Annotated in this window: 21 protein-coding genes; 16 read left to right on the top strand and 5 right to left on the bottom strand. The window is 61.2% G+C overall.

The window, feature by feature from the left end; translation table 11 throughout:
- Positions 1-141 precede the first annotated feature (141 nt).
- From GA0061100_RS16135 to GA0061100_RS16165, 7 genes are all read left to right on the top strand, one after another.
- Positions 142-2,373 carry a primosomal protein N' gene (locus tag GA0061100_RS16135; RefSeq protein ID WP_075853693.1) on the top strand — a complete coding sequence of 744 codons (2,232 nt, stop codon included), beginning with the start codon at positions 142-144 and terminating at the stop codon, positions 2,371-2,373.
- A 108-nt stretch (positions 2,374-2,481) separates the two neighbouring features.
- Positions 2,482-2,865 carry an AGROH133_08824 family phage infection protein gene (locus tag GA0061100_RS16140; protein ID WP_075853694.1) on the top strand — a complete coding sequence of 128 codons (384 nt, stop codon included), beginning with the start codon at positions 2,482-2,484 and terminating at the stop codon, positions 2,863-2,865.
- Positions 2,866-3,127: 262 nt separating this feature from the next.
- A complete protein-coding gene (locus GA0061100_RS16145; RefSeq protein WP_075853695.1) occupies positions 3,128-3,694 on the top strand; it encodes a F0F1 ATP synthase subunit delta in 567 nt (188 codons plus the stop codon).
- On the top strand, positions 3,694-5,223 hold the full coding sequence (gene atpA, locus GA0061100_RS16150; protein ID WP_075853696.1) for a F0F1 ATP synthase subunit alpha: 1,530 nt from the start codon (positions 3,694-3,696) through the stop codon (positions 5,221-5,223). The genes GA0061100_RS16145 and atpA overlap by 1 nt, the downstream gene beginning before the upstream one ends.
- A 29-nt stretch (positions 5,224-5,252) precedes the next feature.
- Complete coding sequence (locus GA0061100_RS16155; protein WP_075853697.1) at positions 5,253-6,137, top strand: F0F1 ATP synthase subunit gamma; 885 nt, start codon at positions 5,253-5,255, stop codon at positions 6,135-6,137.
- Positions 6,138-6,161: 24 nt separating this feature from the next.
- On the top strand, positions 6,162-7,592 hold the full coding sequence (gene atpD, locus GA0061100_RS16160) for a F0F1 ATP synthase subunit beta (protein ID WP_075853698.1): 1,431 nt from the start codon (positions 6,162-6,164) through the stop codon (positions 7,590-7,592).
- 77 nt (positions 7,593-7,669) lie between these two features.
- Positions 7,670-8,077: a F0F1 ATP synthase subunit epsilon gene (locus GA0061100_RS16165; RefSeq protein ID WP_075853699.1), complete on the top strand. Its 408-nt coding sequence runs from the start codon at positions 7,670-7,672 to the stop codon at positions 8,075-8,077.
- A 300-nt stretch (positions 8,078-8,377) separates the two neighbouring features.
- Here GA0061100_RS16165 and GA0061100_RS16170 read toward each other — a convergent pair whose 3' ends face one another.
- Positions 8,378-9,283, bottom strand: coding sequence for a LysR substrate-binding domain-containing protein (locus GA0061100_RS16170; RefSeq protein WP_075853700.1), 906 nt, complete (start codon positions 9,281-9,283; stop codon positions 8,378-8,380).
- A gap of 117 nt (positions 9,284-9,400) precedes the next feature.
- On the opposite strand from GA0061100_RS16170, the gene GA0061100_RS16175 reads away from it, so the two are divergent.
- From GA0061100_RS16175 to GA0061100_RS16185, 3 genes are all read left to right on the top strand, one after another.
- Entirely contained in the window at positions 9,401-10,546 is a 1,146-nt protein-coding gene (locus tag GA0061100_RS16175) for an iron-containing alcohol dehydrogenase (RefSeq protein ID WP_075853701.1), read from the top strand.
- A gap of 1 nt (position 10,547) precedes the next feature.
- Entirely contained in the window at positions 10,548-12,047 is a 1,500-nt protein-coding gene (locus GA0061100_RS16180) for an aldehyde dehydrogenase (RefSeq protein WP_075853702.1), read from the top strand.
- A 62-nt stretch (positions 12,048-12,109) separates the two neighbouring features.
- Positions 12,110-13,231 (top strand): mandelate racemase/muconate lactonizing enzyme family protein, encoded by a 1,122-nt coding sequence (locus GA0061100_RS16185; RefSeq protein ID WP_075853703.1) that lies wholly within the window; start codon positions 12,110-12,112, stop codon positions 13,229-13,231.
- A gap of 39 nt (positions 13,232-13,270) precedes the next feature.
- Here the strand turns inward: GA0061100_RS16185 and GA0061100_RS16190 are convergent, their stop codons facing one another.
- Together GA0061100_RS16190 and GA0061100_RS16195 are read right to left on the bottom strand one after the other, a co-directional pair.
- Entirely contained in the window at positions 13,271-14,482 is a 1,212-nt protein-coding gene (locus GA0061100_RS16190) for an acyltransferase family protein (RefSeq protein ID WP_075853704.1), read from the bottom strand.
- A 172-nt stretch (positions 14,483-14,654) separates the two neighbouring features.
- The gene (locus tag GA0061100_RS16195; protein WP_075853705.1) at positions 14,655-15,230 is read right to left on the bottom strand and encodes an NADPH-dependent FMN reductase; all 576 of its coding nucleotides are present in this window, start codon (positions 15,228-15,230) and stop codon (positions 14,655-14,657) included.
- A 73-nt stretch (positions 15,231-15,303) separates the two neighbouring features.
- On the opposite strand from GA0061100_RS16195, the gene soxR reads away from it, so the two are divergent.
- The gene (gene soxR, locus GA0061100_RS16200; protein ID WP_075853706.1) at positions 15,304-15,768 is read left to right on the top strand and encodes a redox-sensitive transcriptional activator SoxR; all 465 of its coding nucleotides are present in this window, start codon (positions 15,304-15,306) and stop codon (positions 15,766-15,768) included.
- A 9-nt stretch (positions 15,769-15,777) separates the two neighbouring features.
- On the opposite strand, the gene glpD is transcribed toward soxR, so the two are convergent.
- Together glpD and GA0061100_RS16210 are read right to left on the bottom strand one after the other, a co-directional pair.
- A complete protein-coding gene (gene glpD / locus GA0061100_RS16205; RefSeq protein WP_075853707.1) occupies positions 15,778-17,289 on the bottom strand; it encodes a glycerol-3-phosphate dehydrogenase in 1,512 nt (503 codons plus the stop codon).
- A 113-nt stretch (positions 17,290-17,402) separates the two neighbouring features.
- On the bottom strand, positions 17,403-18,176 hold the full coding sequence (locus GA0061100_RS16210) for a DeoR/GlpR family DNA-binding transcription regulator (protein ID WP_075853708.1): 774 nt from the start codon (positions 18,174-18,176) through the stop codon (positions 17,403-17,405).
- A gap of 97 nt (positions 18,177-18,273) precedes the next feature.
- Here GA0061100_RS16210 and GA0061100_RS16215 point away from each other — a divergent pair, with 97 nt between their 5' ends.
- From GA0061100_RS16215 to GA0061100_RS16235, 5 genes are all read left to right on the top strand, one after another.
- Positions 18,274-19,044, top strand: a complete 771-nt coding sequence (locus tag GA0061100_RS16215; RefSeq protein WP_075853709.1) for an SDR family NAD(P)-dependent oxidoreductase — start codon at positions 18,274-18,276, stop codon at positions 19,042-19,044.
- Positions 19,045-19,145: 101 nt separating this feature from the next.
- Positions 19,146-19,484: an ArsR/SmtB family transcription factor gene (locus GA0061100_RS16220; RefSeq protein WP_075853710.1), complete on the top strand. Its 339-nt coding sequence runs from the start codon at positions 19,146-19,148 to the stop codon at positions 19,482-19,484.
- Positions 19,485-19,554: 70 nt separating this feature from the next.
- The gene (locus GA0061100_RS16225; protein ID WP_075853711.1) at positions 19,555-20,451 is read left to right on the top strand and encodes a LysR family transcriptional regulator; all 897 of its coding nucleotides are present in this window, start codon (positions 19,555-19,557) and stop codon (positions 20,449-20,451) included.
- A 160-nt stretch (positions 20,452-20,611) separates the two neighbouring features.
- Positions 20,612-21,091 carry a formate dehydrogenase subunit gamma gene (locus GA0061100_RS16230; protein WP_075853712.1) on the top strand — a complete coding sequence of 160 codons (480 nt, stop codon included), beginning with the start codon at positions 20,612-20,614 and terminating at the stop codon, positions 21,089-21,091.
- Complete coding sequence (locus GA0061100_RS16235; protein ID WP_075853713.1) at positions 21,088-22,644, top strand: formate dehydrogenase beta subunit; 1,557 nt, start codon at positions 21,088-21,090, stop codon at positions 22,642-22,644. The genes GA0061100_RS16230 and GA0061100_RS16235 overlap by 4 nt, the downstream gene beginning before the upstream one ends.
- The last annotated feature ends 2 nt before the right edge of the window (positions 22,645-22,646 follow it).

Here is a 22,646-nt window from a genome sequence, read left to right on the forward strand (position 1 = left end):
TGTCCGCTTTGGACCGATGTTGGTAAGGTTGCTGCGTAACGCAGGATATTCACCTCGGCTGCGGGCCGTCCGCATTTTGCAAGCAATCAGGCGCTGCTCCCGGGTTTCCTTTTGCATCCGTCCGGGGCATGGTCTGGCGCAATGAGCAAAGATTCTTCCGATCTGTTCGGTGTGCTTTTCGAGGCGGCGCCCGCAAAGCCTGTGATGAGCCGTACGGTTCCCGTTCTCGTGCCGATGCCGGCGCCGAGGGCCTATTCCTATGCCGTGCCGGAGGGCATGGCGGTGGAGCCGGGCTCCGTCGTGCAGGTGCCGCTCGGGCCAAGACAGGTCATCGGCGTCGTCTGGGATGGCGAGGACGATGGTGGTGTCGATCCGAAGAAGCTTCGGCCGATCAGCCATGTGTTCGATTGCCCGCCGCTCGGCAGGCATATGCGCGATTTCGTCGATTGGGTTGCCACTTATACGCTGTCGCCGCCAGGGCTTGTGGCGCGCATGGCCCTGCGCGCGCCTGCCGCCTTCGATCCCGAACCGATGGTAGAAGGCCTGCGCTTCATCGGCGGCCAGCCGGAACGTCTGACACCGGCTCGCGCCAAGGTGATGGAGATTGCCGCCGACGGATTGGCCTGGACGCGGCTCGGCCTTGCGCATGCGGCGGGTGTCTCCACCAGCGTCGTCGACGGGCTGATCTCGCAGGGCATTTTCGAAACTATCTTCCTGCCGCCGCCCCCTGTGGTCGCCAAGCCCGATCCGGAGTTCACCGCGTCGCGGCTGCAGGGGCCGCAGAAGGATGCGGCCGACGAGATCCTGGCCGATGTGCGCAAGGGCGAATTCGCGGTTTCGCTGATCGATGGCGTCACCGGCTCCGGCAAGACGGAGGTCTATTTCGAGGCCATCGCGGAAACGTTGAGGCGCGGCAAGCAGGTGCTGATCCTTTTGCCGGAGATCGCGCTGACGGCGAGCTTTCTCGAACGCTTTCAGGATCGCTTCGGCGCCAAGCCGGCCGAATGGCATTCCGATCTCGCTCCGAAAATGCGCGAAAAGGTCTGGCGTCAGGCCGTCACCGGTGAGGTGCGGGTCGTGGCCGGGGCTCGCTCGGCGCTCTTCCTGCCTTTCGAGGATCTCGGGCTCATCATCGTCGATGAAGAGCATGATCCTGCCTACAAGCAGGAGGATCGCGTCTATTACAATGCGCGTGACATGGCCGTGGTGCGCGGCCGCATCGGTGATTTTCCCGTCGTGCTGGTGTCGGCCACGCCTTCGGTGGAAAGCCAGGTCAACGGCCAGAGCGGACGCTACACGACAATCCACCTGCCGACGCGCTATGGCGATGCGGCGCTTCCGGATCTGCATCTGATCGACATGCGCCGGCATGCGCCGGAGCGCGGCGGCTTTCTTTCGCCAGTCATGATCCGCGCGATCGGCAAGACGGTTGCCAAGGGCGAGCAGGCGCTCATGTTCCTCAACAGGCGCGGTTATGCGCCGCTGACGCTCTGCCGTGTTTGCGGCCATCGCTTCCAGTGCCCGCAATGTTCGAGCTGGCTGGTGGAGCACCGCTTCCGCAACCAGATCCAGTGCCATCAATGCGGCTATGCCGAGCGCACGCCGGAGGCGTGCCCCGAATGCGGCACGCTCGACCACCTCGTTGCCTGCGGCCCCGGCGTCGAGCGCATCGCCGAAGAGGTGGAACGGCATTTCCCCGACGCGCGGACGATCGTGCTCTCCTCCGACATCATGGGCGGCGTCAAGCGGCTGAGACTGGAGCTCGATGCAATCGCCAAGGGCGAGGCCGACATCGTCATCGGTACGCAGCTCGTCGCCAAGGGACATAATTTTCCGCTGATGACGCTGGTCGGCATCGTCGATGCCGATCTCGGCCTGGCGAATGGCGATCCGCGCGCCGCCGAGCGCACGTTCCAGCTCCTGTCGCAGGTGACGGGACGCGCCGGTCGAACCGGTCTGAAGAGCCACGGATTGCTGCAGACCTATCAGCCGCAGCATCCCGTCATGCAGGCGATCGTGTCCGGCGATGCCAGCGCCTTTTACGAGCGCGAGATTTCGGAGCGGGAGAGGGCCATCTTGCCGCCCTTCGGCCGGCTCGCCTCGATCATCGTCTCCGCCGATACCAGGCAGGATGCCGAGACCCATGCGCGCGGCATGCGCAATGCGGCGCCGCAGGTGACAGGCATTTCGGTGTTAGGCCCGGCCGAAGCGCCGATCGCGCTGGTGCGCGGCCGCCACCGTTTCCGCCTGCTCGTGCATGGCCGGCGCAATTCCGACATGCAGGGTTTCCTGCGGGCCATGCTGGCACAATCGCCGAAGGAGCGCGGCTCCGTGCAGGTGCAGCTTGATATCGATCCGCAAAGCTTTCTGTGATTGACGCGACGGATATCCTGGCTGCGCCTTTCCCTATTTGACCGGATCATGCCATAAGTCGGCCGTCTCACTTAGGTGATTTGTACGCGGCTGATTTGGGGGCGACCAATGGAGCTTTATTTTCCGACAGAATTCGGTGAGCGGCTTGCCTATTGTTCGGCCGCCGTTACGGCGCTGATTGGTCTCTTCCTGATGTTCGCGCCGGGCTACGCCTACCGCTTCCTCAAGCTGCAGGTGAAGGAAGGGCGGTCGGAAGCCTATGCCGAAGCGCGTTCGGCCGGCGGCTTCATGGTCGGCTTTGGATTGATGGCGATCCTGCTCGCGCAGCCGATGATCTATCTCGCGCTTGGCGCGTCCTTCGGTGTCGCGGCGTTCGGTCGCATCCTCTCGCTGATGTCCGATCGGGGCAGCATATTTTTGAGCCTTCTTCTTCTGGTTGTGCAGGCTGCGCTGGCTGCGCTACCTTTTCTCTACGGTCTCGGCTATATTTGAGCCGAAAAGCGCTCCAGTGCAGCCAAATTCGCCTGCGCTATCCCCATGGTTTTTGAATTTTGACATCATAAATTCGCCCGAATGGCGTATTCGTCGAATACGCGTGTTGCGAGTCTCAATATCCTATGTTAGACGAACCCCGAATTTCGGATGAGGCAGGAGCGCACTCCTGCTGATTTCTGGGGGAAATCAAAACGAATTCAAGGACATATCGCTTCCGTCACCCGGAAGTTTGGTTCTTGGGTTGAAATCAGGGAATTTTGTGCCCGTGGCAGACACATCCCAGCATGTTTCTGGTGTCGCAGAACGATATGCCTCGTCGCTGTTCGAATTGGCCCTCGAAGAGGGTGCCGTACCGGCAGTGACCGCCGATCTCGATCGGTTCCAAGCCATGCTCGACGAAAGCGAAGATCTGAAGCGCTTCGTCCTCAGCCCGGTCTTTTCGGCTGAAGAGCAGGTCGGTGCGATTGAAGCGCTGGCAAAGAAGGCCGGCTTCGGCGCCTACGTTACCAATTTTCTGAAGCTTGTGGCCAGCAACCGGCGCCTTTTTGCGCTGCCGGGCATGATCAAGGCTTTCCGCATCATCGCCGCCCAGCATCGCGGCGAGATTTCCGCCGAGGTTACCTCGGCCCATGCGCTGACCCCGGCGCAGGAAGATGAATTGAAGGCGGCGCTGAAGGGCGTCACCGGCAAGGACGTGGCGATTGCCGTCACCGTCGATCCGTCGATCCTTGGCGGCCTGATCGTCAAGGTCGGTTCGCGTCAGATCGATACGTCCCTTCGCACTAAACTCTCCACCCTTAAGCTTGCATTGAAAGAGGTCGGCTGATGGATATCCGCGCCGCGGAAATTTCCGCAATTCTGAAAGATCAGATCAAAAACTTCGGCAAGGAAGCTGAAGTCTCCGAAGTCGGCCAGGTTCTCTCCGTCGGTGACGGTATTGCCCGCGTCTACGGTCTGGACAATGTTCAGGCCGGCGAAATGGTCGAGTTCCCCGGCGGCATCCGCGGCATGGCGCTGAACCTTGAAGCCGACAACGTCGGTGTCGTTATCTTCGGTTCCGACCGCGACATCAAGGAAGGCGACACCGTCAAGCGCACCGGCGCGATCGTTGACGTTCCGGTTGGTCCGGAACTGCTCGGCCGCGTTGTTGACGCGCTCGGCAATCCGATCGACGGCAAGGGCCCGATCAACGCGACCCGCCGTTCGCGCGTCGACGTCAAGGCTCCGGGCATCATTCCGCGCAAGTCGGTTCATGAGCCGATGTCGACCGGCCTCAAGGCCATCGACGCTCTGATCCCGGTTGGCCGCGGCCAGCGCGAGCTGGTCATCGGCGACCGCCAGACCGGCAAGACCGCCATCATCCTCGACACGATCCTGAACCAGAAGTCCATTCAGGATAATGGTCCGGACAGCGAAAAGCTCTTTTGCGTCTACGTCGCCGTCGGCCAGAAGCGCTCGACCGTCGCCCAGTTCGTCAAGGTGCTCGAAGAGCGCGGCGCCCTGAAGTACTCGATCATCGTCGCGGCTACCGCTTCCGATCCGGCTCCGATGCAGTTCCTGGCTCCGTTCGCCGGCTGCGCCATGGGCGAATATTTCCGTGACAACGCCCAGCACGCGCTGATCGGCTACGACGACCTGTCCAAGCAGGCCGTTGCCTACCGCCAGATGTCGCTGCTGCTGCGCCGCCCGCCGGGCCGCGAAGCTTACCCGGGCGACGTTTTCTACCTGCACTCGCGTCTCCTCGAGCGCGCCGCAAAGATGAACGACGAGAAGGGTGCTGGTTCGCTCACCGCTCTGCCGGTCATCGAAACGCAGGGTAACGACGTTTCGGCCTTCATTCCGACCAACGTGATCTCGATCACCGACGGCCAGATCTTCCTCGAAACCGACCTGTTCTACCAGGGTATCCGCCCGGCCGTTAACGTCGGTCTCTCGGTTTCGCGCGTCGGCTCGTCGGCTCAGATCAAGGCGATGAAGCAGGTTGCAGGCTCGATCAAGGGCGAACTCGCCCAGTATCGCGAAATGGCCGCCTTCGCCCAGTTCGGTTCCGATCTCGATGCCGCAACGCAGCGCCTGCTCAACCGCGGTGCTCGCCTGACCGAACTCCTGAAGCAGCCGCAGTTCTCGCCGCTGAAGACGGAAGAACAGGTTGCTGTGATCTTTGCCGGCGTCAACGGCTACCTCGACAAGCTGCCTGTTGCTCAGGTCGGCAAGTTCGAGCACGGCTTCCTGTCGTACCTCCGCTCGGAAGGCAAGGACATCCTCGACACCATCCGCACCGAAAAGGCCATCAGCGACGCGACGAAGGGCAAGCTCACCGCTGCTCTCGACAGCTTCGCCAAGTCTTTCGCGTAATCGGGCCCAAGCTCTAGGACGGACCAAGGATGCCTTCACTCAAGGATCTGAAAAACCGGATCGCCTCCGTCAAGGCGACGCAGAAGATCACCAAGGCGATGAAAATGGTCGCCGCGGCGAAGCTTCGGCGTGCGCAGGAGGCGGCCGAGGCCGCCCGGCCTTACTCGCAGCGCATGGCCGCTGTTCTGGCCAACATCTCGGCTGCCGTCAGCGATGCTGACGGTGCGCCGCTGCTGATGACCGGAACCGGCAAGAGCGATGTGCATCTGCTCGTCGTCTGCACGGCCGAACGCGGCCTTTGCGGCGGCTTCAACTCGCAGATCTCGCGCTTCGCCCGCGACCATGCCCGCAAGCTTCTGGCCGAAGGCAAGACGGTGAAGATCTTCACCGTCGGCAAGAAGGGCTATGACGTACTTCGCCGCGAATACGCATCGCTGATCGTCGAGCGCAAGGAACTGCGCGACGTAAAGCGTATCGGTTTCGACAATGCCGACGCCATCGGCAAGCGCGTTATCGAAATGTTCGAAGCTGGCGAATTCGACGTTTGCACCCTGTTCTACTCCGAATTCAAGTCGGTGATCAGCCAGGTGCCGACGGCACAGCAGCTCATTCCGGCTTCGGCTCCTGCCGTCGTCGAAGAAGATGCAGCCCATAAGGGCGCCGTTTATGAATACGAGCCGGATGCGGCTTCGATCCTCGCGGACCTGATCCCGCGCAACATCTCCGTCCAGATCTTCCGCGCGTTGCTCGAAAACGTTGCCGGCGAGATGGGCGCCAAGATGAGCGCGATGGACAATGCGACGCGCAACGCTGGTGAGATGATCAACAAGCTGACGCTGAACTACAACCGTCAGCGCCAGGCACAGATCACCAAGGAATTGATTGAAATCATTTCGGGCGCGGAAGCGCTCTGAGGTTAGGGAAAAGAGGGTAAGAATATGGCTGACGCAGCTACCCCCGCAGGTTCTGTCGGTAAGGTTACGCAGGTTATCGGCGCCGTTGTGGACGTTGCTTTCGACGGCGAACTCCCGGCGATCCTGAACGCGCTTGAAACCGACAACAACGGCAATCGTCTGGTTCTCGAAGTCGCACAGCACCTCGGCGAAAACTCCGTTCGCACGATCGCCATGGACTCGACCGAAGGTCTCGTTCGCGGCCAGCCGGTCAAGGACACGGGCGCGCCGATCTCGGTTCCGGTCGGACATGAGACGCTCGGCCGTATCATGAACGTCATCGGCGAGCCGGTCGACGAAGCAGGTCCGCTGAACACCGCCAAGAAGCGCGCCATCCACCAGGACGCTCCGTCCTACGTCGAGCAGTCCACGGAAGCGCAGATCCTCGTCACCGGCATCAAGGTCGTCGACCTCCTTGCTCCTTACGCAAAGGGCGGCAAGATCGGCCTGTTCGGCGGCGCCGGCGTCGGCAAGACCGTTCTCATCATGGAACTGATCAACAACGTCGCCAAGGCGCACGGTGGTTACTCGGTGTTCGCTGGCGTGGGTGAACGTACCCGCGAAGGCAACGACCTCTACCACGAAATGATCGAATCGGGCGTCAACAAGCATGGCGGCGGCGAAGGCTCCAAGGCAGCACTCGTTTACGGCCAGATGAACGAACCGCCGGGCGCCCGCGCTCGCGTCGCTCTGACCGGTCTGACCGTTGCTGAAAACTTCCGCGATGAAGGCCAGGACGTTCTGTTCTTCGTCGACAACATCTTCCGCTTCACGCAGGCTGGTTCGGAAGTGTCGGCTCTGCTCGGCCGTATCCCTTCGGCCGTGGGCTATCAGCCGACGCTCGCAACCGATATGGGTCAGATGCAGGAACGCATCACCACGACGACGACGGGCTCGATCACCTCGGTTCAGGCCATTTACGTTCCGGCCGACGACTTGACCGACCCGGCACCGGCAACCTCGTTCGCCCACCTGGACGCAACGACGGTTCTGTCGCGCTCGATCGCTGAAAAGGGTATTTACCCGGCTGTCGACCCGCTCGACTCCACGTCGCGCATGCTCGACCCGATGGTCGTCGGCGAAGAGCACTACGAAATTGCTCGTAAGGTTCAGTCGACGCTGCAGCGCTACAAGGCCCTGCAGGACATCATCGCCATCCTGGGCATGGACGAACTTTCCGAAGACGACAAGCTGGCTGTTGCCCGCGCCCGCAAGATCGAGCGCTTCCTGTCGCAGCCGTTCTTCGTCGCCGAAGTTTTCACCGGTTCGCCGGGCAAGCTCGTCGCTCTCGAAGACACGATCAAGGGCTTCAAGGGCCTCGTCAACGGCGAATATGACCACCTGCCGGAAGCTGCCTTCTACATGGTCGGCTCGATCGAAGAAGCGATCGAAAAGGCCAAGAAGCTGGCTGCCTAATCAGGCCAATCCATCGGCGCGCGGCATTGCCCGCGCGCCCTTGCCTTGCGAATAAGACAATCGAGAAGTGACGGGCCATGGCTGACAATTTCAATTTCGAACTGGTGTCTCCGGAGCGTCTGCTCCTGTCGGAGCAGGTCATCGATGTCGTCATTCCCGCGAGCGAAGGCGAGATGACCGTCATGGCTCATCACGCGCCGACCATGACCACCATCAAGCCGGGCGTCGTCAAGGTGCACTCGGCTTCCGGCAAGAAGCAGGATTACGTCGTATTCGGCGGCTTCGCCGACATCCTGCCGACCGGCTGCACGCTGCTCGCCGAATCCGCCGTTCCGGTCGAGGACATGAGCCGCGACGAGCTGGACCGCCGCATCAATGCCGCCAAGGCGGAGCTTGAAGATGCCGAGCATCACGAACACAAGTCGCGCCTGGAGCACTTCATCATGGAACTCTCGCACCTGCGCGGCTCTATCCCGCAGGATTGATGCGATCCAAACATTGATGACTGAGATTAAAGCGGTCCTTTGGGCCGCTTTTTCGTTGGAAGGCCAGGGGCCATCCTCGCCCTTTGAGGCTTCGCGCCTCAGGGTGAGGGTGGAGTTGATCCGGTTCTCGATACGGTTTACCCCCGTCTTAGCGGCGGCACGAGAAGATCAGCCCTCATGGTGAGGTGGCGCGTAAGCGTCCTCGAACCACGAGGGCGGATGGCGGGTGACGGCAATCCCTTCAAATCTCCAACGTCCCACGGCCGCTATAGCGAGACGATTCCTCCCCGCGAAATCGTATCAGACCTGTTGCCCATCCAGCAGAAACCGGTGCAGTTGCGCCGCCTCTGGGGAAAGTGCGCGGAAGCGCGGGGCGCCGAGATAGTATCCGAAGCCGCTTTCCACGCGATCGTTGCCGACGGTGACGAGCGCGCCGGACTGCAGGTACTCCTCGATAAGCCCGAGACTGCCGAGCGCTATGCCTTCGCCCCTGAGGGCTGCTTCCACTGCCATGATATAGGTGGAGAAAGACAGGCGCGGTCTCGGCAGCTTGCCCTTCAAGGGGTCCCCGATGCGGCCGAACCATTGGCGGAAGCTGATCCAGTGAGCGTTGGCGCGCTCGTAGTCGATGAGATCGAGCCCGGCGATATCGACTGCCGTCAGCGCCTGCGGGTCAAGGCCACGAACTGACAGGTAGTCCGGCGAGGCGATCGGCACCAGCACTTCCTTCAAAAGCGGCGTCAGGCTCCAGCGCGGATGTTCGCCGGTGGAATAGATGATGATGAGATCGTTGTTTTCCGAGGCGAGTTCGGAATGGACGTCCGTCGTCAGCAGGCGCACGGAGATGCCGGGGCTCTCCTTGCCGAAATCCCTGAGCCGCTGCCCGAGCCAGAGATGGGAGATCGAGCCGCTTGCGGCAATCGAGATGATCTCGCCTGTGCCGGTGCGAAAGGGTTCCAGGCTCTCTTCCAGATATTCCAGCGTGGCGCGCACGCGCTGGAACAGCCGCTCGCCATCCGGCGTCAGCGCCAGGTTCCGGCCGCGTCGGGTAAAGAGGGTTGCGCCGAGGTGATCTTCCAGCCCCTTGATGCGGCGGCTGACGGCGGCCTGGGTGATATTCAGCTCGCGGCCGGCTCGGGAAAAATTCATGGCGCGCGCGGCCGCGTCGAACACGCGGAAGGCTTCCAGCGGTATTTTCTCCAGCATTGGCTCTCCATAACTTCAGATCATCAATATTCCCGATAATTGCCCGGATTTGAAGATCTGAAATTGTGATGCAGGATCGCGGGCATCAAATCAGCCGCTTTTCCAAGGTGATCTCGCGTGTCCTTTTCCATTTCCGCCATTCCTGACATTCATTTCGGCGACGGAGCTCTCTCCGGCCTTCCCGCGGCGGTCAAATCCTTCGATGGCGTTGGCACGGTTTTGCTTGTCATCGATGCCTTCCTGGCGCAGTCCGGTCTTGCCGCCAAGATCAGCGCCGATCTTGGCGAAGCGGGCGTGAAGACGCAGGTCTTTTCCGATTTTGCCGGCGAGCCGAAGCTCGCGCATCTGCATGCGGCAATCGCGGCGGGAAAGGGTGCCGACATGGTGATCGGCGTCGGCGGCGGTTCTGCCCTCGATATCGGCAAGATCGTCGCCTGCTGCATCGCCTCTGGTGAGGACCCGATGCATTATGCGCTGGCCGCCAACCCGCTGCCGAAGAATCCGCTGAAGAAGATCATGATCCCGACCACGGCCGGCACGGGTTCGGAGACATCGGCGACGAATATTTTCGCCGGCCCCGAGGGCAAGAAGCTCTGGATCTGGGGACCGGAGACGAAGGCCGATCTCGTCATCCTCGATCCGGCGCTGACGAAGACCTTGCCCGCAAATCTCACGGCATGGTGCGGCCTCGATGCCTTCATCCATGCCTTCGAAGCGGCAACCAACCGCAACACGCATCGCGGTGCGCAGTTCTATGCGCATCAGGCCCTTCGGCTGCTGACCGGTGCGCTGGAAACGACGGTGAAGCAGCCCGATGATATGGCCGCCCGCGGCGATGTGCTGCTCGGCTCCTGTTTCGGCGGCATTGCCATCGACAATTGCGGTACGGCGATCGCCCACAATGTCAGCCATGCGCTGGCGGGCCTTGCACCCGTTCATCATGGTCTTGCCACTGCGCTCGGCTTCGAGCTGACGCTTCCGTGGCTCGTTGAGGCAAATACGTCAGACCTCAATGCCGCAGCCAAGGCTTGCGGTGTCGATAGTGCGGCTGAGCTTCCCGCTTTCATCTCCGACTGGATGGACCGTTGCGGCATCGTCCGCGCTCTGCCCGCGGCCTTCAAGCCATTCGATGAAGCCGATCTCGCCCGTGAAATGCGGGCGCCGGAAAACCAGCCCATGCGGCGCTCGACGATCCGCGACGTGACGGATGCCGATATCGACCGCTTTGCCGCTGCCGTCATGGTGCTGCCGAAAGGAATCTGAGATGACCAAGAATTACACGCGCGACTATTGGGAAAGCGTTCTTTCGGGCCTCAAGCCCGAAGGACGTCATTTCATCGATGGCGCCCATCGCGCGGCCGCATCTGGCGAGACTTTCACCCGTATCCGGCCGATGGACGGCAAGCCCGGCGCTGATCTTGCGCGCGGCAATGCCGCCGATGTCGATGCTGCGGTCGCCTCTGCCCGCGCTGCCTTCGAAAGCGGTGTCTGGCGCAAGAAGGAGCCGCTGGAAAAGAAGAAGATCATGCTGAAATGGGCCGATCTCATTCGTGCCCATGGTGATGAACTGGCCATGCTCGAGACGATCGATGTTGGCAAGCCGGTCATGGCGTCGCTTGGTGTCGACGTGCGTCTCTGCGCCGACGGTATCCAGTTCTACGGCGAAGTGATCGACAAGATGTATGACGAGATCGCGCCGACCGGCCCGAATGCCCGCGCATTGGTCCGTAAAGTGCCGCTCGGCGTCATCGGGGCGATCACGCCCTGGAATTATCCGATGATCATCGATGCCTGGAAGCTCGGGCCGGCGATCGCGGCTGGCAACTCCGTCGTGCTGAAGCCGGCCGAGCAGTCCTCGCTTTCGGCGATCCGTCTTGCCGAGCTGGCGATCGAAGCAGGCCTGCCGGCGGGTGTCTTCAATGTGGTGACGGGCTACGGTGAAGAGACCGGCAAGCCGCTGGCGCTGCACATGGATGTGGACATGATCGCGTTTACCGGCTCCACCGAAGTCGGCAAGCTGATCATGAGCTATGCGGCGCAATCGAACGTCAAGCGCGTGGCACTGGAACTTGGCGGCAAGTCGCCGCTGGTCGTCTTCGAAGATGCCGACCTCGATGCCGCGGCCGTCGCGGCCGCCTGGGGCTGCTTCTACAATTCCGGCGAGACCTGCCATGCCTCGACACGCCTGATCGTGCAGCGCTCTGTGCAGGACAGGCTGATCGAGAAGATCGAGGCCGTGACCCGCTCCGATATCGCGCTCAAGCATCCGCTCGATCCTTCGGCGCAGATCGGCGCGCTGATCGAGGAAGAGCACATGAACAAGGTGCTGGCGATGATCGCGGCTGGCGAGAAGGAAGGCGCGCGCCGTGCCTTCGGCGCCGAGCGCGTCCTGAGCGAAACCGGCGGCTATTATGTGTCGCCGGGCGTCTTCGTCGACATGACCAATGATATGAGCCTGGCGCGGCAGGAAATCTTCGGTCCGGTGCTGGCAGCCATACCCTTCGACACTGAAGAGGAAGCGCTAGAGATTGCCAACGACACGATCTACGGGTTGGCCGGCGCCGTCTTTACCAAGGACATGAACCGGGCTCACCGCTTTTCCGAAGAGATCCATGCGGGTACGGTGTGGATCAACACCTATGACATGTCCAACTTCGCGACTCCGTTCGGCGGCTTCAAGCAGTCCGGTTTCGGCCGCGACCGTTCGGTGCATGCGATCGACAAATACTGCGATTACAAGACGATCTGGCAGCAGTTCGGCTGAGAGATCGATATCGGCATGATCCTTTTCGAAGGATCATGCCCGGAGGATTAAGGGGAGCCACAATGAGCAAGATCGTTTCCATCGAAATCACCCATCATCGCCTGCCGCTCGATCCGGCGTTCAAGGCGAGTTGGGATGGGCGCCCGCGTCGGCATTTCGATGCGACCATCGTGCGGGTCCGGGATGATGGGGGTCGCGAAGGCATCGGCTCCGGCGACCTGATGAAGGGGTTCGAGGGGCACGAGGATCTGTTCATCGGGCAGGATCCGCGGCACCTCGAGCGTCACTATGAAGTCCTGTCGCACATCAACTTCCACTACGGCCGCTGCTGGCCGATGGATTTGGCGCTGTGGGACCTTTCCGGCAAGATCACCGGCGAGCCGGTCTGGCGGATGCTTGGCGGCCGCGCTAGCCGTGTGCGACTCTATGCTTCCTCCGGCGTGCTGCGCGAGCCGGCGGCCATGGCCGAACAGGCCGAGCGCTATATCGACGAAGGCTTCCCGGCCATGAAGGTACGCTTTTCCTCGTCTTCGGGCGGGCGCGGTGGCTGGCGCGAGGACGTCAAGGCGCTGGAAGCGATCCGCGCCCGCGTCGGCGACCGGCTGGAGCTGATGGTCGACTGCAATCAGGGTTGGCGCATGCCCTGGGATACGACCCTGCCATGGACCTTCAAGGATGCCCTGACCGTTGCCAAGGAGCTGGAGCGGCTCGGCGTCTACTGGATGGAAGAGCCGCTTCACCGCTCCGACCGCAAGGGCATGAAGGAGTTGAAGCAGGCAACGTCGGTGCGCATCGTCGGCGGCGAGATGACGCGCGAGCTCTACGAGTTCCGCGATATCATCGAGGAGCGTGCCTTCGATGTCATCCAGCCCGATGTCGCGCTCGTTGGCGGTATCACCGGGTGCCGTCGGCTGGCCTATCAGGCGCGCGAGGCGGGCGTGCAGTTCACGCCGCATTCCTGGACAAACGGTATCGGTGTGCTGGCCAATGCGCATCTGACGGCCGGTGTTGCCGACGCAGCCTGGCTCGAATACCCCTATGACAATCCGGAGTGGAGCGAAGCCCGCCGCGATTATCCGATGGCCTCGCCGCTCAAGCACGATGCCGGCTGGCTCGATCTCGGCACCGCTCCGGGCCTCGGCATCGTTCTCGACGAAGAGCGCCTGAAGGCGACGCGCATCTAATGAACCCTTCGCGATCTTCCGTGGGATAGTACCGACCCGTCACGCAGTGGCGGGTTGCATGACCTTGCTTTCCCGTGTCCGCGCCCACTGAATGACGGGCCGTTCGAGCAATACATAGCTCAACGTGCCGATGGCGAAGATGATGGTGGTTGCGATGAGGCTTGAAATTATCCAGCCGCCCAGCACGTCGTCCGAGCCTGCACCGAAGGACGAAGGGAAGAGCTGCGGCATCAAGGTCAGCACGATATCCTGCCAGATGTAGACGCCGAAGGAGACGGTAGCGACATAACGGCTCACGGGATTGTCGAGCAGTCTTGCCAGCAGCAGCGATTGCGGAAGCGTGCAGAGCGCGATCGCGACCGCTATGGGAAGCAGCGGGAATTGATAGGGAATACCGAGCCAGGCATAGCCTTCCGCCGCGCCGCCGATCGACTGCGGCAGCTGCCATGCGCCCATAATAATCGCGAGCGCGCCGATGATGTCATAGATTACCGAGCGACGGGCGGGGAGGATGGTCTGGATGCCGGCGGCGAGCGCGCCGATCGCGAATATCGCGAAGAAGCCGATGGGATTATAGCGCGGCATCCACTCCTTGGCGCCGCCCTGGAAGCCATATTGCCAGCCCCGCCCGACATTGTCCGTCGGCAGATAGGTGACGACAAGCCAGTGGCCGACAAGTGCTATCGCGATGATGCCGATCCAGAGAAGGCGGCTGACGAAAGCGGAGCGCGATCTCAATTTCGGATGAAACAGCAGCAGGAAGCCGATCGGCAAGAGGACATAGCAGGTCGTCTCGAAGGGGATCGACCACAATGGTCCGTCACCCTGCACCGGGAAAAAGGTGCGCCAGTGCCATTGGCTCATCAGGAAGAAGCCGGCGATGTAGCGGCCGGCCAGCTCCGTATCGAGCGGAAAGCCGTAGATCGTGAAGCTGATCAGAAAGCCGACCGTCAGGGCGAACCAGAAACCTGGCAGAATGCGTGCTGCGCGGCGCATGGCGTAGATCTTTAACGAAGGCAAGGGTTGGGCTCTATCCAGCCCCAGCCAGAAAGGGCGTGCAAGCAGAAAGCCGCTGAGGACGAAAAAGACCGAGACGCCGTGATTGCCGAAGCGCGCGATTATGAAGGTTGTATCCAGATCCGGAGGGATCTTGTAGAAATTCATCCGGAGCACGAGATGGTGAACGAGCACCATCAGACATGCGACGGCGCGCATGAAATCCGCTCCTCCCAGCCGCTTTGCGTTCTCCATTCCCGTATCCGCCCGAGATCTCCTTCTATTGCGTTAGGTCATCACGGCGGTTTCGGCAAGCGTGATCCTTGAAGGCAGGACGCCCGAACCCGTGGTGCCGGATCCGGGCGTCGAACCAATCTCCCGCACCTGCCAGAAGCGGGAGATCGGATTCACATGTCTCGAATAAGGATCAGGCGGCGGCTGAGCGATAGGGGCGCATGGTGCGCGCCGGCTTTAGGGCGTTGCTCCACCAGTTCAGCCGCGCGATCATGAGAACAAGCGATTTTCGCGCATCGAGCGGGTTTTCCAGCGTGCCGTCCTCGGCAAATCTGCCCCACGGATTGGCAAAGCTTACCGTATCGCGCACCGTCACCGTATGAAGTTCGGCAAAGACGAGCCGCAACTGTTCCACGGCGCGCAGGCCGCCGGAGATGCCGCCATAGGAAACGAAGGCGACAGGCTTGCCATGCCAGGGCTCGTAGACGAGATCGAGCACGAATTTCAGCGAGGCGGTGAAGCTGTGATTGTATTCCGGCGTGACGATAATGAAGGCGTCAGCATCTGCAAGCCGCTCTGAAAGTGCCGTGACGCCCGGATGCTCGCGATTGTGCTCAAAAGGCAGGTTGAATTCGAGAGGATCGATCAGGTCGATATCTACAAGCGGATAGTGTGCCAATTCGCGGGCGACCCAGTTGACCACCCGATCGCACAGCCGCCCCGGGCGCGTGCTGCCGTAGATGATCGCCAGCCGGGTTCTTTCTGTCATGTCATGCTCCTGCTTTACGCGGTTTGGAGCCAGCGTTATAAAACCTCAAGCAAAGTTGAGGTCAATAGCAAATATGGGAAAAATCGATCCCTCGCAATTTTCGAAGCTGCTGACGGTCGGTGAGGTGGCGGCGCGCAGCGGAGTGGCCGTATCCGCCCTGCATTTCTACGAGGCGAAGGGGCTCATCGAGAGCCATCGCAGCCGTGGCAACCAGCGGCGTTATCCTCGCGAAGTCTTGCGGCGGGTTGCTGTCATCAAGGTAGCGCAAAGGGTCGGCATTCCGCTTGCCGAGATTCAGGCGGCTCTTCAATCGCTACCACAGGGGCGAACGCCGACGGCATCAGACTGGAAGGCGCTTTCGGAGCTATGGAAGGATGATCTCGACGCGCGCATCAGGCGCTTGCAGGGCCTTCGCGATCAGCTGGACAGCTGTATTGGCTGCGGCTGCCTTTCACTCGATAGCTGTCCGTTGCGCAATCCGTGGGATACGCTTTCCGAAGAGGGGGCGGGGCCGCGGCTGCTCGACCCCGCAGAGTGAATTGAACGCTTAGGCGTGGACGTAGCTGTCGGCCATGTAGCTTTCGAGGGCGGCTGCTTCTTCCTTAGAAAGGTAGAGGCCCTTCTTGGAGCGGCGCCAGAGAATGTCGGCGGCGCTATAGGCCCATTCCTGTTCCGCAAGGTAACGCACTTCCGCCTCATAGAGATCGCTTCCGAAGCAACGGCCGAGATCGGCGATCGTCTTTGCGTCGCCGAGGATCGTGGCGGCGCGCGTCCCATAGCGGCGAATGAGGCGCCGCGCATGTGGATCGGCGAGGAAGGGATAGCGTGATTTCAGCTTGGAGACTTCGGCATCATAGCCGCGAACGGGAAAGTCGCCGCCCGGCAGCGAGCTCCCGGCGGTCCAGGGCGTACCCTTGAGGCCGATCGCCTCGCCGATTTTTTCCAGAGCATGCTCGCCCAAGCGACGATAGGTGGTGAGCTTGCCGCCGAAGACATTGAGCAGCGGTGCCTGACCCTCTTCGCCCTCGACCTTGAGAACGTAGTCGCGCGTTGCTTCCTGTGCCTTGGAGGCGCCATCATCATAGAGCGGGCGTACGGCCGAATAGGTCCACACGATGTCTTCGGGCCGTACCGGCTCCTTGAAATATTCGCTGGCGGCATTGCAGAGATAGGTGGTTTCGCCCTCGGTGATCTTCACATCCTTCGGATCGTCCTTGTAGTCACGATCCGTGGTGCCGATCAGCGTGAAATCCTGCTCATAGGGGATGGCGAAGATGATGCGGTTGTCCGGATTCTGGAAGAAATAGGCGCGCGGGCCGTCGAACTTCTTGCGCACGATGATATGGCTGCCCTGGACGAGCCGGACATTGTGCACCTGGTTCTTGCCGAAGGCATCGGAGAGGACATGATCGACCCAGGGGCCTGCGGCATTGACCAGCATGCGCGAGCGGAACTGCCGCTTCTCGCCATTGATCGTGTTTTCCGTTTCGATGGCCCAGACGGCGCCTTCGCGCCGGGCGGAGATCACCTTCGTCCGTGGCATGATCGTTGCGCCGCGGTCTGCCGCGTCGCGCGCGTTCAGCACCACCATGCGGGCATCGTCGACCCAGCCGTCGGAATATTCGAAGGCTTTGGTGAAGAGGGCCTTCAGCGGCTTGCCCGCCGGATCCTTCTTCATATCCAGCGTCGCCGTTGGTGGCAGCAGCTTTCGTCCGCCGAGGTGGTCATAGAGGAAAAGGCCGAGGCGGATGAGCCAGGCCGGCCGGATGCCGCCCTTATGATAGGGTAACACGAAGCGCATCGGCCAAATGATGTGCGGCGCCATCGCCCAGAGTACTTCGCGTTCCATCAGCGATTCGCGCACGAGGCGGAATTCGTAGTGCTCGAGGTAGCGCAGTCCGCCGTGGATGAGCTTGGTGGCGCCGGACGATGTGCCGGAAGCGAAGTCGTTCATCTCGGCGAGCGCGACCTTGTAGCCGCGTCCCGTGGCATCACGGGCGATGCCGCAACCGTTGATACCGCCGCCGATAACGAAAATGTCGTAGACCTGTTCGCTCACCCGCCCCTCCGCAAAGGTCAGCCATCCCAGAAGATGGAAAATCGAAACTAATCCATCTAAAGCGAAACAGATACGAATGTCAAACGAACGTTTCCTGACAGAAAAAGCGCCGGTCAGCCCGATCTGCGAGAGGTTTCAACAAGATGCACGTCATGTTCCGCAGCGATGGAGCGCACGGATTCGATACTACATTCGTCTGTTACGAACGTATGAACCTGCGAGAGATGGCCGATGCGAACCGGGGCGGTTCGTTCGAACTTGGTGCTGTCGGCGACGAGAATGACATGCCGGGCATTGGCGATGATGGCCTGCGCGACTTTCACTTCGCGAAAGTCGAAATCCAGAAGCGCGCCGTCGGGATCGATCGCGGAGGCGCCGATAACGGCATAATCGACCTTGAACTGTTTGATGAAATCGACGGCCGCCTCGCCGACGATGCCGCCATCCGAGCCACGCACGACGCCGCCGGAAATCACGACTTCGATGGAGGGGAAAATACGTAACTTATTGGCAACGTTGATATTATTGGTGATGACCATTAGCTCGTGATGGCCGAGCAGTGCCTCGCCGACGGCTTCCGTCGTCGTGCCGATATTGATGAAAAGCGAGCTGTTGTTGGGGATCAGGCTGGCGGCGGCGCGGCCGATCGCGTGCTTTTCGGGTGCGGCGATGGATCGTCTCGCCTCATATTTCACGTTCTCGGTTCCGCCGGGGAAAATCGCGCCGCCATGCACGCGTGACAGCACGCGCCCGTCGCAGAGATCGTTGAGGTCCTTGCGGATGGTTTGCGGCGTGACCGAGAAGCGCATCGCCAGCTCCTCGACCAGCACTCGCCCTTCCGCCTTGGCGATTTCGAGGATCTCTGTCTGACGCCCGGACAAGAACATGGTTTTCGCTCCCTTTCTTTCGTTTTTTCGTCATCATATGATAAAGTGAAAATTCCGCAATTACCGGCGCGCGAATAGTGCGGTTGGGGAGGTTATCGTGTTTCATCCGAAGCTATTCGAAAATCGCAACGTCGTGGTCACCGGCGCCGGCCGCGGCATCGGGCTGGAGGTCGCGCGGCAGTTTCTGGATTGCGGCGCCCATGTGCTTGTCCATGTCGGCCGGGACGCGGGGCGCCAATTGCCCGATTTTCTGATGGAGGCAGAGGCCGAGCGCCGCGCCTTTCTCATTGCCGGCGATTTCGCCGCCGGCAATGGCACGCGCGATTTCGTCAGCGCTGCGGGCGAGCGTTTCGACCGCGTCGACGTGCTGGTCAACAATGCCGGTACCATGGTTGGGCGATTTCCGGCCGGCGAGCTGACGGACGACCAATACCAGCAGATCGTTCATCTCAATCAGACTTCCGTCATGGAAGTGACGAGAGGGCTGCTGCCGCTGTTGCGGGCTGCCGGGCAGGCTGCGATCGTCAATACGGTTTCGATTTCCGCGCTCACTGGCGGCAGTCCTGGATCTGCGATCTACTCCGCCTCGAAAGCGTTCGTCGCGACCTATTCGAAAGCATTGGCGCGAGAGCTGGCGCCAGATGGCATCCGGGTGAACTGCGTCTCGCCCGGCACGATAGCGACCGATTTTCATGAGCGCTATTCCTCCACGGAGAAGCTGGAGCAGACGCGCAAATCGATCCCGCTTCAGCGCCTTGGTACGCCGGAAGATTGCGCCCCCGCTTATCTCTTCCTCGCGACGCCCCTGCTTTCCGGTTACATCACGGGACAAGTGGTCGAGATCAATGGTGGTCAGCTTATCTGCTGATAAAACGGACCTTTTTTGGTTTTCCATGTGTTTTTGAATAAGCTTCTGATTTGATAATATTATAAGCATACCTCTGGGGATTTCTTACTAGAGGCTGTGTTATGTCGTCGTCTCTACCGCAAAGCGGTGAAGCGGAACGTGATGTCGAGGAAATGACTGATAGGGCGCGAAAGGCGAGCGCCCTGCTGAAAGCGCTATCGCATGAGACCCGTTTGGCAATTCTTTTCATGCTTGCCAAGCACGAGAAAACGGTGATGGAGCTCGAGGCTCTTCTTGATCTGCCGCAGGCTGTTGTTTCGCAGCATTTGGCACGGCTTCGCCTGGACAAGCTGGTCGATACGCGTCGCGAAGGGCGGCTCATCCACTATGCCGTCGCACGGTCGGAAATCTGCGCCGTCGTCGATTCGCTGCAGAAAGCCTTCTGTCAGAGCGATCGCTGAGGCCTGAAGCGGCCTTGCATGTTGCGCTCGCCATGCTGCCGGTCTAACTCTTTCGTTGCGGGAGAGTGGGATGATCGAGAAGCTGGAATTCTTCATAGCGCTGGCGAATCAGAAGCATTTTGGCCGCGCAGCCGAAGAATGCGGCGTGACGCAGCCGACCTTGTCTGCGGCCATCCGCCAGTTGGAGGACCAGCTCGGCGTGATGCTTGTCAGCCGTGGCTCGCGCTTTCAGGGGCTGACGCCTGAGGGGCAGCGCGTCCTGGAATGGGCGCGCCGCATCGTCGGCGACAGCCGCACCATGCGCGAGGAGATGCGCGCGGCACGCAAGGGCCTTGCCGGCCATATCCGGATCGCGGCCATTCCGACGGCCCTTGCCATGGTGCAGAAAATCACCACGCCTTTTCAGGAACGGCATCCGGACGTCACCTTCTCGATCTTATCGCGCAACTCGCTGCAAGTGTTGAGCCTGCTCGAAAACCTCGAGATCGATGCCGGCATCACCTATCTGGAAAATGAGCCGCTTGGCCGCGTCACCAGCGTGCCGCTCTATGCCGAGCGCTATCACCTGATTACCGCGGCGGGCAGCCCGTTTTCGGAGCGCGAGAGTGTGACCTGGAAGGAAGTGGGCGATCTTCGGCTTTGTCTATTGACCGCCGACATGCAAAACCGTCGTATCATCAACCGGCATCTCGCTGAGGCTGGTGTCACAGCCAGTCCGACGCTCGAATCCAACTCGATGATCGTGTTGTTTTCCCATGTGCAGACCGGGCGTTGGGCGAGCATTATGCCGAAGAATATCGCCGATTCCTTCGGCTTTCCGGCCGATATCCGCAAAATCCCGATCACGGAGCCGGATGCGGAACATCTCGTCGGGCTGGTCGCCACGCACCGCGAACCCTTCACGCCGCTTGTCTCTGCCTTGTTGCATGAGGCGAGATTGCTCGCAGAAGGCGAGAAGCATCGATAGAAATTTTCTATCGAGCGACGGGACTGCCTTATTGATCCTTTGCCTTCTCCCTGCGAGCTTATCTCCGTGGCGTGTCGATCGCGCGCCAGGAGGAAGTGCCGCATAGGTCTTTTCCGAAGATTCGCCTTCGATCTTCGGAGCTATGCGCGGGAGGCTGCTAATGAGTTTGAATCAGGCCGCGGGCGATGTCGCAACCCGCGCCGGCACCATCATCGATAGCATGAAATCGATGGAGGGGCCGCTTTTGCCGATCCTGCACGGGATTCAAGAGGAATTCGGCTATGTGCCGCAGGATGCGCTGCCGCTGATCGCCAAGGCGCTGAACCTTTCGCGCGCCGAAGTGCATGGCGTGATGACCTTTTATCATGACTATCGCGATCACCCCGCCGGCCGCCATGTCCTCAAGCTCTGTCGCGCCGAGGCCTGTCAGTCGATGGGCGGCGATGTATTGGGGGAGCGCATCAAGCGGCTCCTGGGCATTGATTTCCATCAGACCACGCTCGATGGCAGCGTCACGCTGGAACCCGTCTACTGTCTCGGGCTCTGCGCCTGTGCGCCGGCGGCGATGCTCGACGGCGAACTCTATGGCCGGCTCGACGATGAAGGCGCCGACGACCTCGTGAAGGAGGCGCGCCAATGACACTCACCATCTATATCCCCCGCGATGCTGCTGCCCTTTCGCTCGGCGCGGACAAGGTTGCAAAATCCGTCGATCAGGAAATCGCCAAGCGCGGGCTGGATGCGCGCATCGTACGGAACGGCTCGCGCGGCATGTTCTGGCTCGAGCCGCTGGTCGAGGTTGAGATCGACGGCAAGCGCATCGGCTATGGGCCGGTGAAGGCCAAGGATGTAGCGGCACTCTTCGATGCCGGGCTCGCCGAAGGGGGCGAGCATCCGCTCTGTCTTGGGGAGGTCGAAAGCCTCCCATTCCTGAAAGAGCAGACCCGCCTTACCTTTGCCCGCTGCGGTATCACCGATCCGCTTTCGTTGCAGGATTACGAAGCGCATGGCGGCCTCAAGGGGCTGCGTCGCGCCATCGGCATGGCATCGAGCGATATCGTCAAGAACGTCACCGATTCCGGCCTGCGCGGCCGTGGCGGCGCAGGCTTTCCCACCGGCATCAAGTGGAAGACGGTGCTCGATGCGCCGGGCGACCGCAAATACATCGTCTGCAATGCCGACGAAGGTGACAGCGGTACATTCGCCGACCGGATGATCATGGAGGGCGATCCCTTCGTGCTGATCGAAGGCATGACGATCGCTGGGCTGGCTACCGGCGCGACCAAGGGTTTCGTCTATACGCGCTCCGAATATCCGCATGCGATCGCCGCGATGACCGAAGCGGTCGAAATCGCCCGCAAGGCCGGCATTCTCGGCGCTTCGGTGCTTGGTTCCGGCAAGGCGTTTGATATGGAAATCCGCACCGGCGCCGGTGCCTACGTCTGCGGAGAGGAAACGGCGCTGCTGAACAGCCTTGAGGGCAAGCGCGGCATCGTGCGCGCCAAGCCGCCGCTGCCGGCGCATAAGGGCCTGTTCAACTGTCCGACCGTCATCAACAACGTGATCTCGCTCGCCTCGGTCCCCATCATCATGGACAAGGGCGCGGCTTTCTACCGCGATTTCGGCATGGGCCGTTCGCGCGGCACGATCCCGCTGCAGATTGCCGGCAACGTCAAGCATGGCGGCCTCTACGAGACGGCCTTCGGCCTTTCGCTTGGCGATATCGTCGACCGGATCGGTGGCGGTACGGCGACGGGCCGACCGGTCAAGGCGGTGCAGGTGGGTGGGCCGCTCGGGGCCTATTTCCCGCGCGCTCTGTTCGACACGCCGTTCGACTATGAAGCCTTTGCGGCCAAGGATGGTTTGATCGGCCATGCCGGCATCGTCGTCTTCGACGATACCGCCGATATGCTGAAGCAGGCGCGCTTCGCCATGGAGTTCTGCGCGGTCGAAAGCTGCGGCAAGTGCACGCCCTGCCGCATCGGCTCGACGCGCGGCGTCGAGACGGCCGACAAGATCGCGCAAGGGATCGAGCCCGAGAAGAACAGGATTCTGCTCGCCGACCTTTGCAATACGATGAAGTTCGGCTCGCTCTGCGCGCTCGGCGGCTTCACGCCCTATCCCGTGATGAGCGCGATGACCCATTTCCCGGAGGACTTTTCTCCGGCTCCCTTGATTGAAGCGGCGGAGTAAGA

It is taken from the genome of Martinezella hainanensis, from assembly GCF_900094555.1.
In the GTDB taxonomy this organism is placed as follows: domain Bacteria; phylum Pseudomonadota; class Alphaproteobacteria; order Rhizobiales; family Rhizobiaceae; genus Rhizobium; species Rhizobium hainanense.

Excerpts from the sequence above, each read along its gene's own strand:
- soxR (WP_075853706.1), top strand. The coding sequence starts at position 15,304 with ATGGGAAAAATCGATCCCTCGCAATTTTCGAAGCTGCTGACGGTCGGT.
- GA0061100_RS16155 (WP_075853697.1), top strand. The coding sequence starts at position 5,253 with ATGCCTTCACTCAAGGATCTGAAAAACCGGATCGCCTCCGTCAAGGCG.
- GA0061100_RS16140 (WP_075853694.1), top strand. The coding sequence starts at position 2,482 with ATGGAGCTTTATTTTCCGACAGAATTCGGTGAGCGGCTTGCCTATTGT.
- GA0061100_RS16135 (WP_075853693.1), top strand. The coding sequence starts at position 142 with ATGAGCAAAGATTCTTCCGATCTGTTCGGTGTGCTTTTCGAGGCGGCG.
- atpA (WP_075853696.1), top strand. The coding sequence starts at position 3,694 with ATGGATATCCGCGCCGCGGAAATTTCCGCAATTCTGAAAGATCAGATC.
- GA0061100_RS16220 (WP_075853710.1), top strand. The coding sequence starts at position 19,146 with ATGTCGTCGTCTCTACCGCAAAGCGGTGAAGCGGAACGTGATGTCGAG.
- GA0061100_RS16230 (WP_075853712.1), top strand. The coding sequence starts at position 20,612 with ATGAGTTTGAATCAGGCCGCGGGCGATGTCGCAACCCGCGCCGGCACC.
- GA0061100_RS16195 (WP_075853705.1), bottom strand. The coding sequence starts at position 15,230 with ATGACAGAAAGAACCCGGCTGGCGATCATCTACGGCAGCACGCGCCCG.
- GA0061100_RS16235 (WP_075853713.1), top strand. The coding sequence starts at position 21,088 with ATGACACTCACCATCTATATCCCCCGCGATGCTGCTGCCCTTTCGCTC.
- atpD (WP_075853698.1), top strand. The coding sequence starts at position 6,162 with ATGGCTGACGCAGCTACCCCCGCAGGTTCTGTCGGTAAGGTTACGCAG.
- GA0061100_RS16165 (WP_075853699.1), top strand. The coding sequence starts at position 7,670 with ATGGCTGACAATTTCAATTTCGAACTGGTGTCTCCGGAGCGTCTGCTC.
- GA0061100_RS16170 (WP_075853700.1), bottom strand. The coding sequence starts at position 9,283 with ATGCTGGAGAAAATACCGCTGGAAGCCTTCCGCGTGTTCGACGCGGCC.
- GA0061100_RS16225 (WP_075853711.1), top strand. The coding sequence starts at position 19,555 with ATGATCGAGAAGCTGGAATTCTTCATAGCGCTGGCGAATCAGAAGCAT.
- GA0061100_RS16210 (WP_075853708.1), bottom strand. The coding sequence starts at position 18,176 with ATGTTCTTGTCCGGGCGTCAGACAGAGATCCTCGAAATCGCCAAGGCG.
- GA0061100_RS16180 (WP_075853702.1), top strand. The coding sequence starts at position 10,548 with ATGACCAAGAATTACACGCGCGACTATTGGGAAAGCGTTCTTTCGGGC.
- GA0061100_RS16185 (WP_075853703.1), top strand. The coding sequence starts at position 12,110 with ATGAGCAAGATCGTTTCCATCGAAATCACCCATCATCGCCTGCCGCTC.
- GA0061100_RS16190 (WP_075853704.1), bottom strand. The coding sequence starts at position 14,482 with ATGGAGAACGCAAAGCGGCTGGGAGGAGCGGATTTCATGCGCGCCGTC.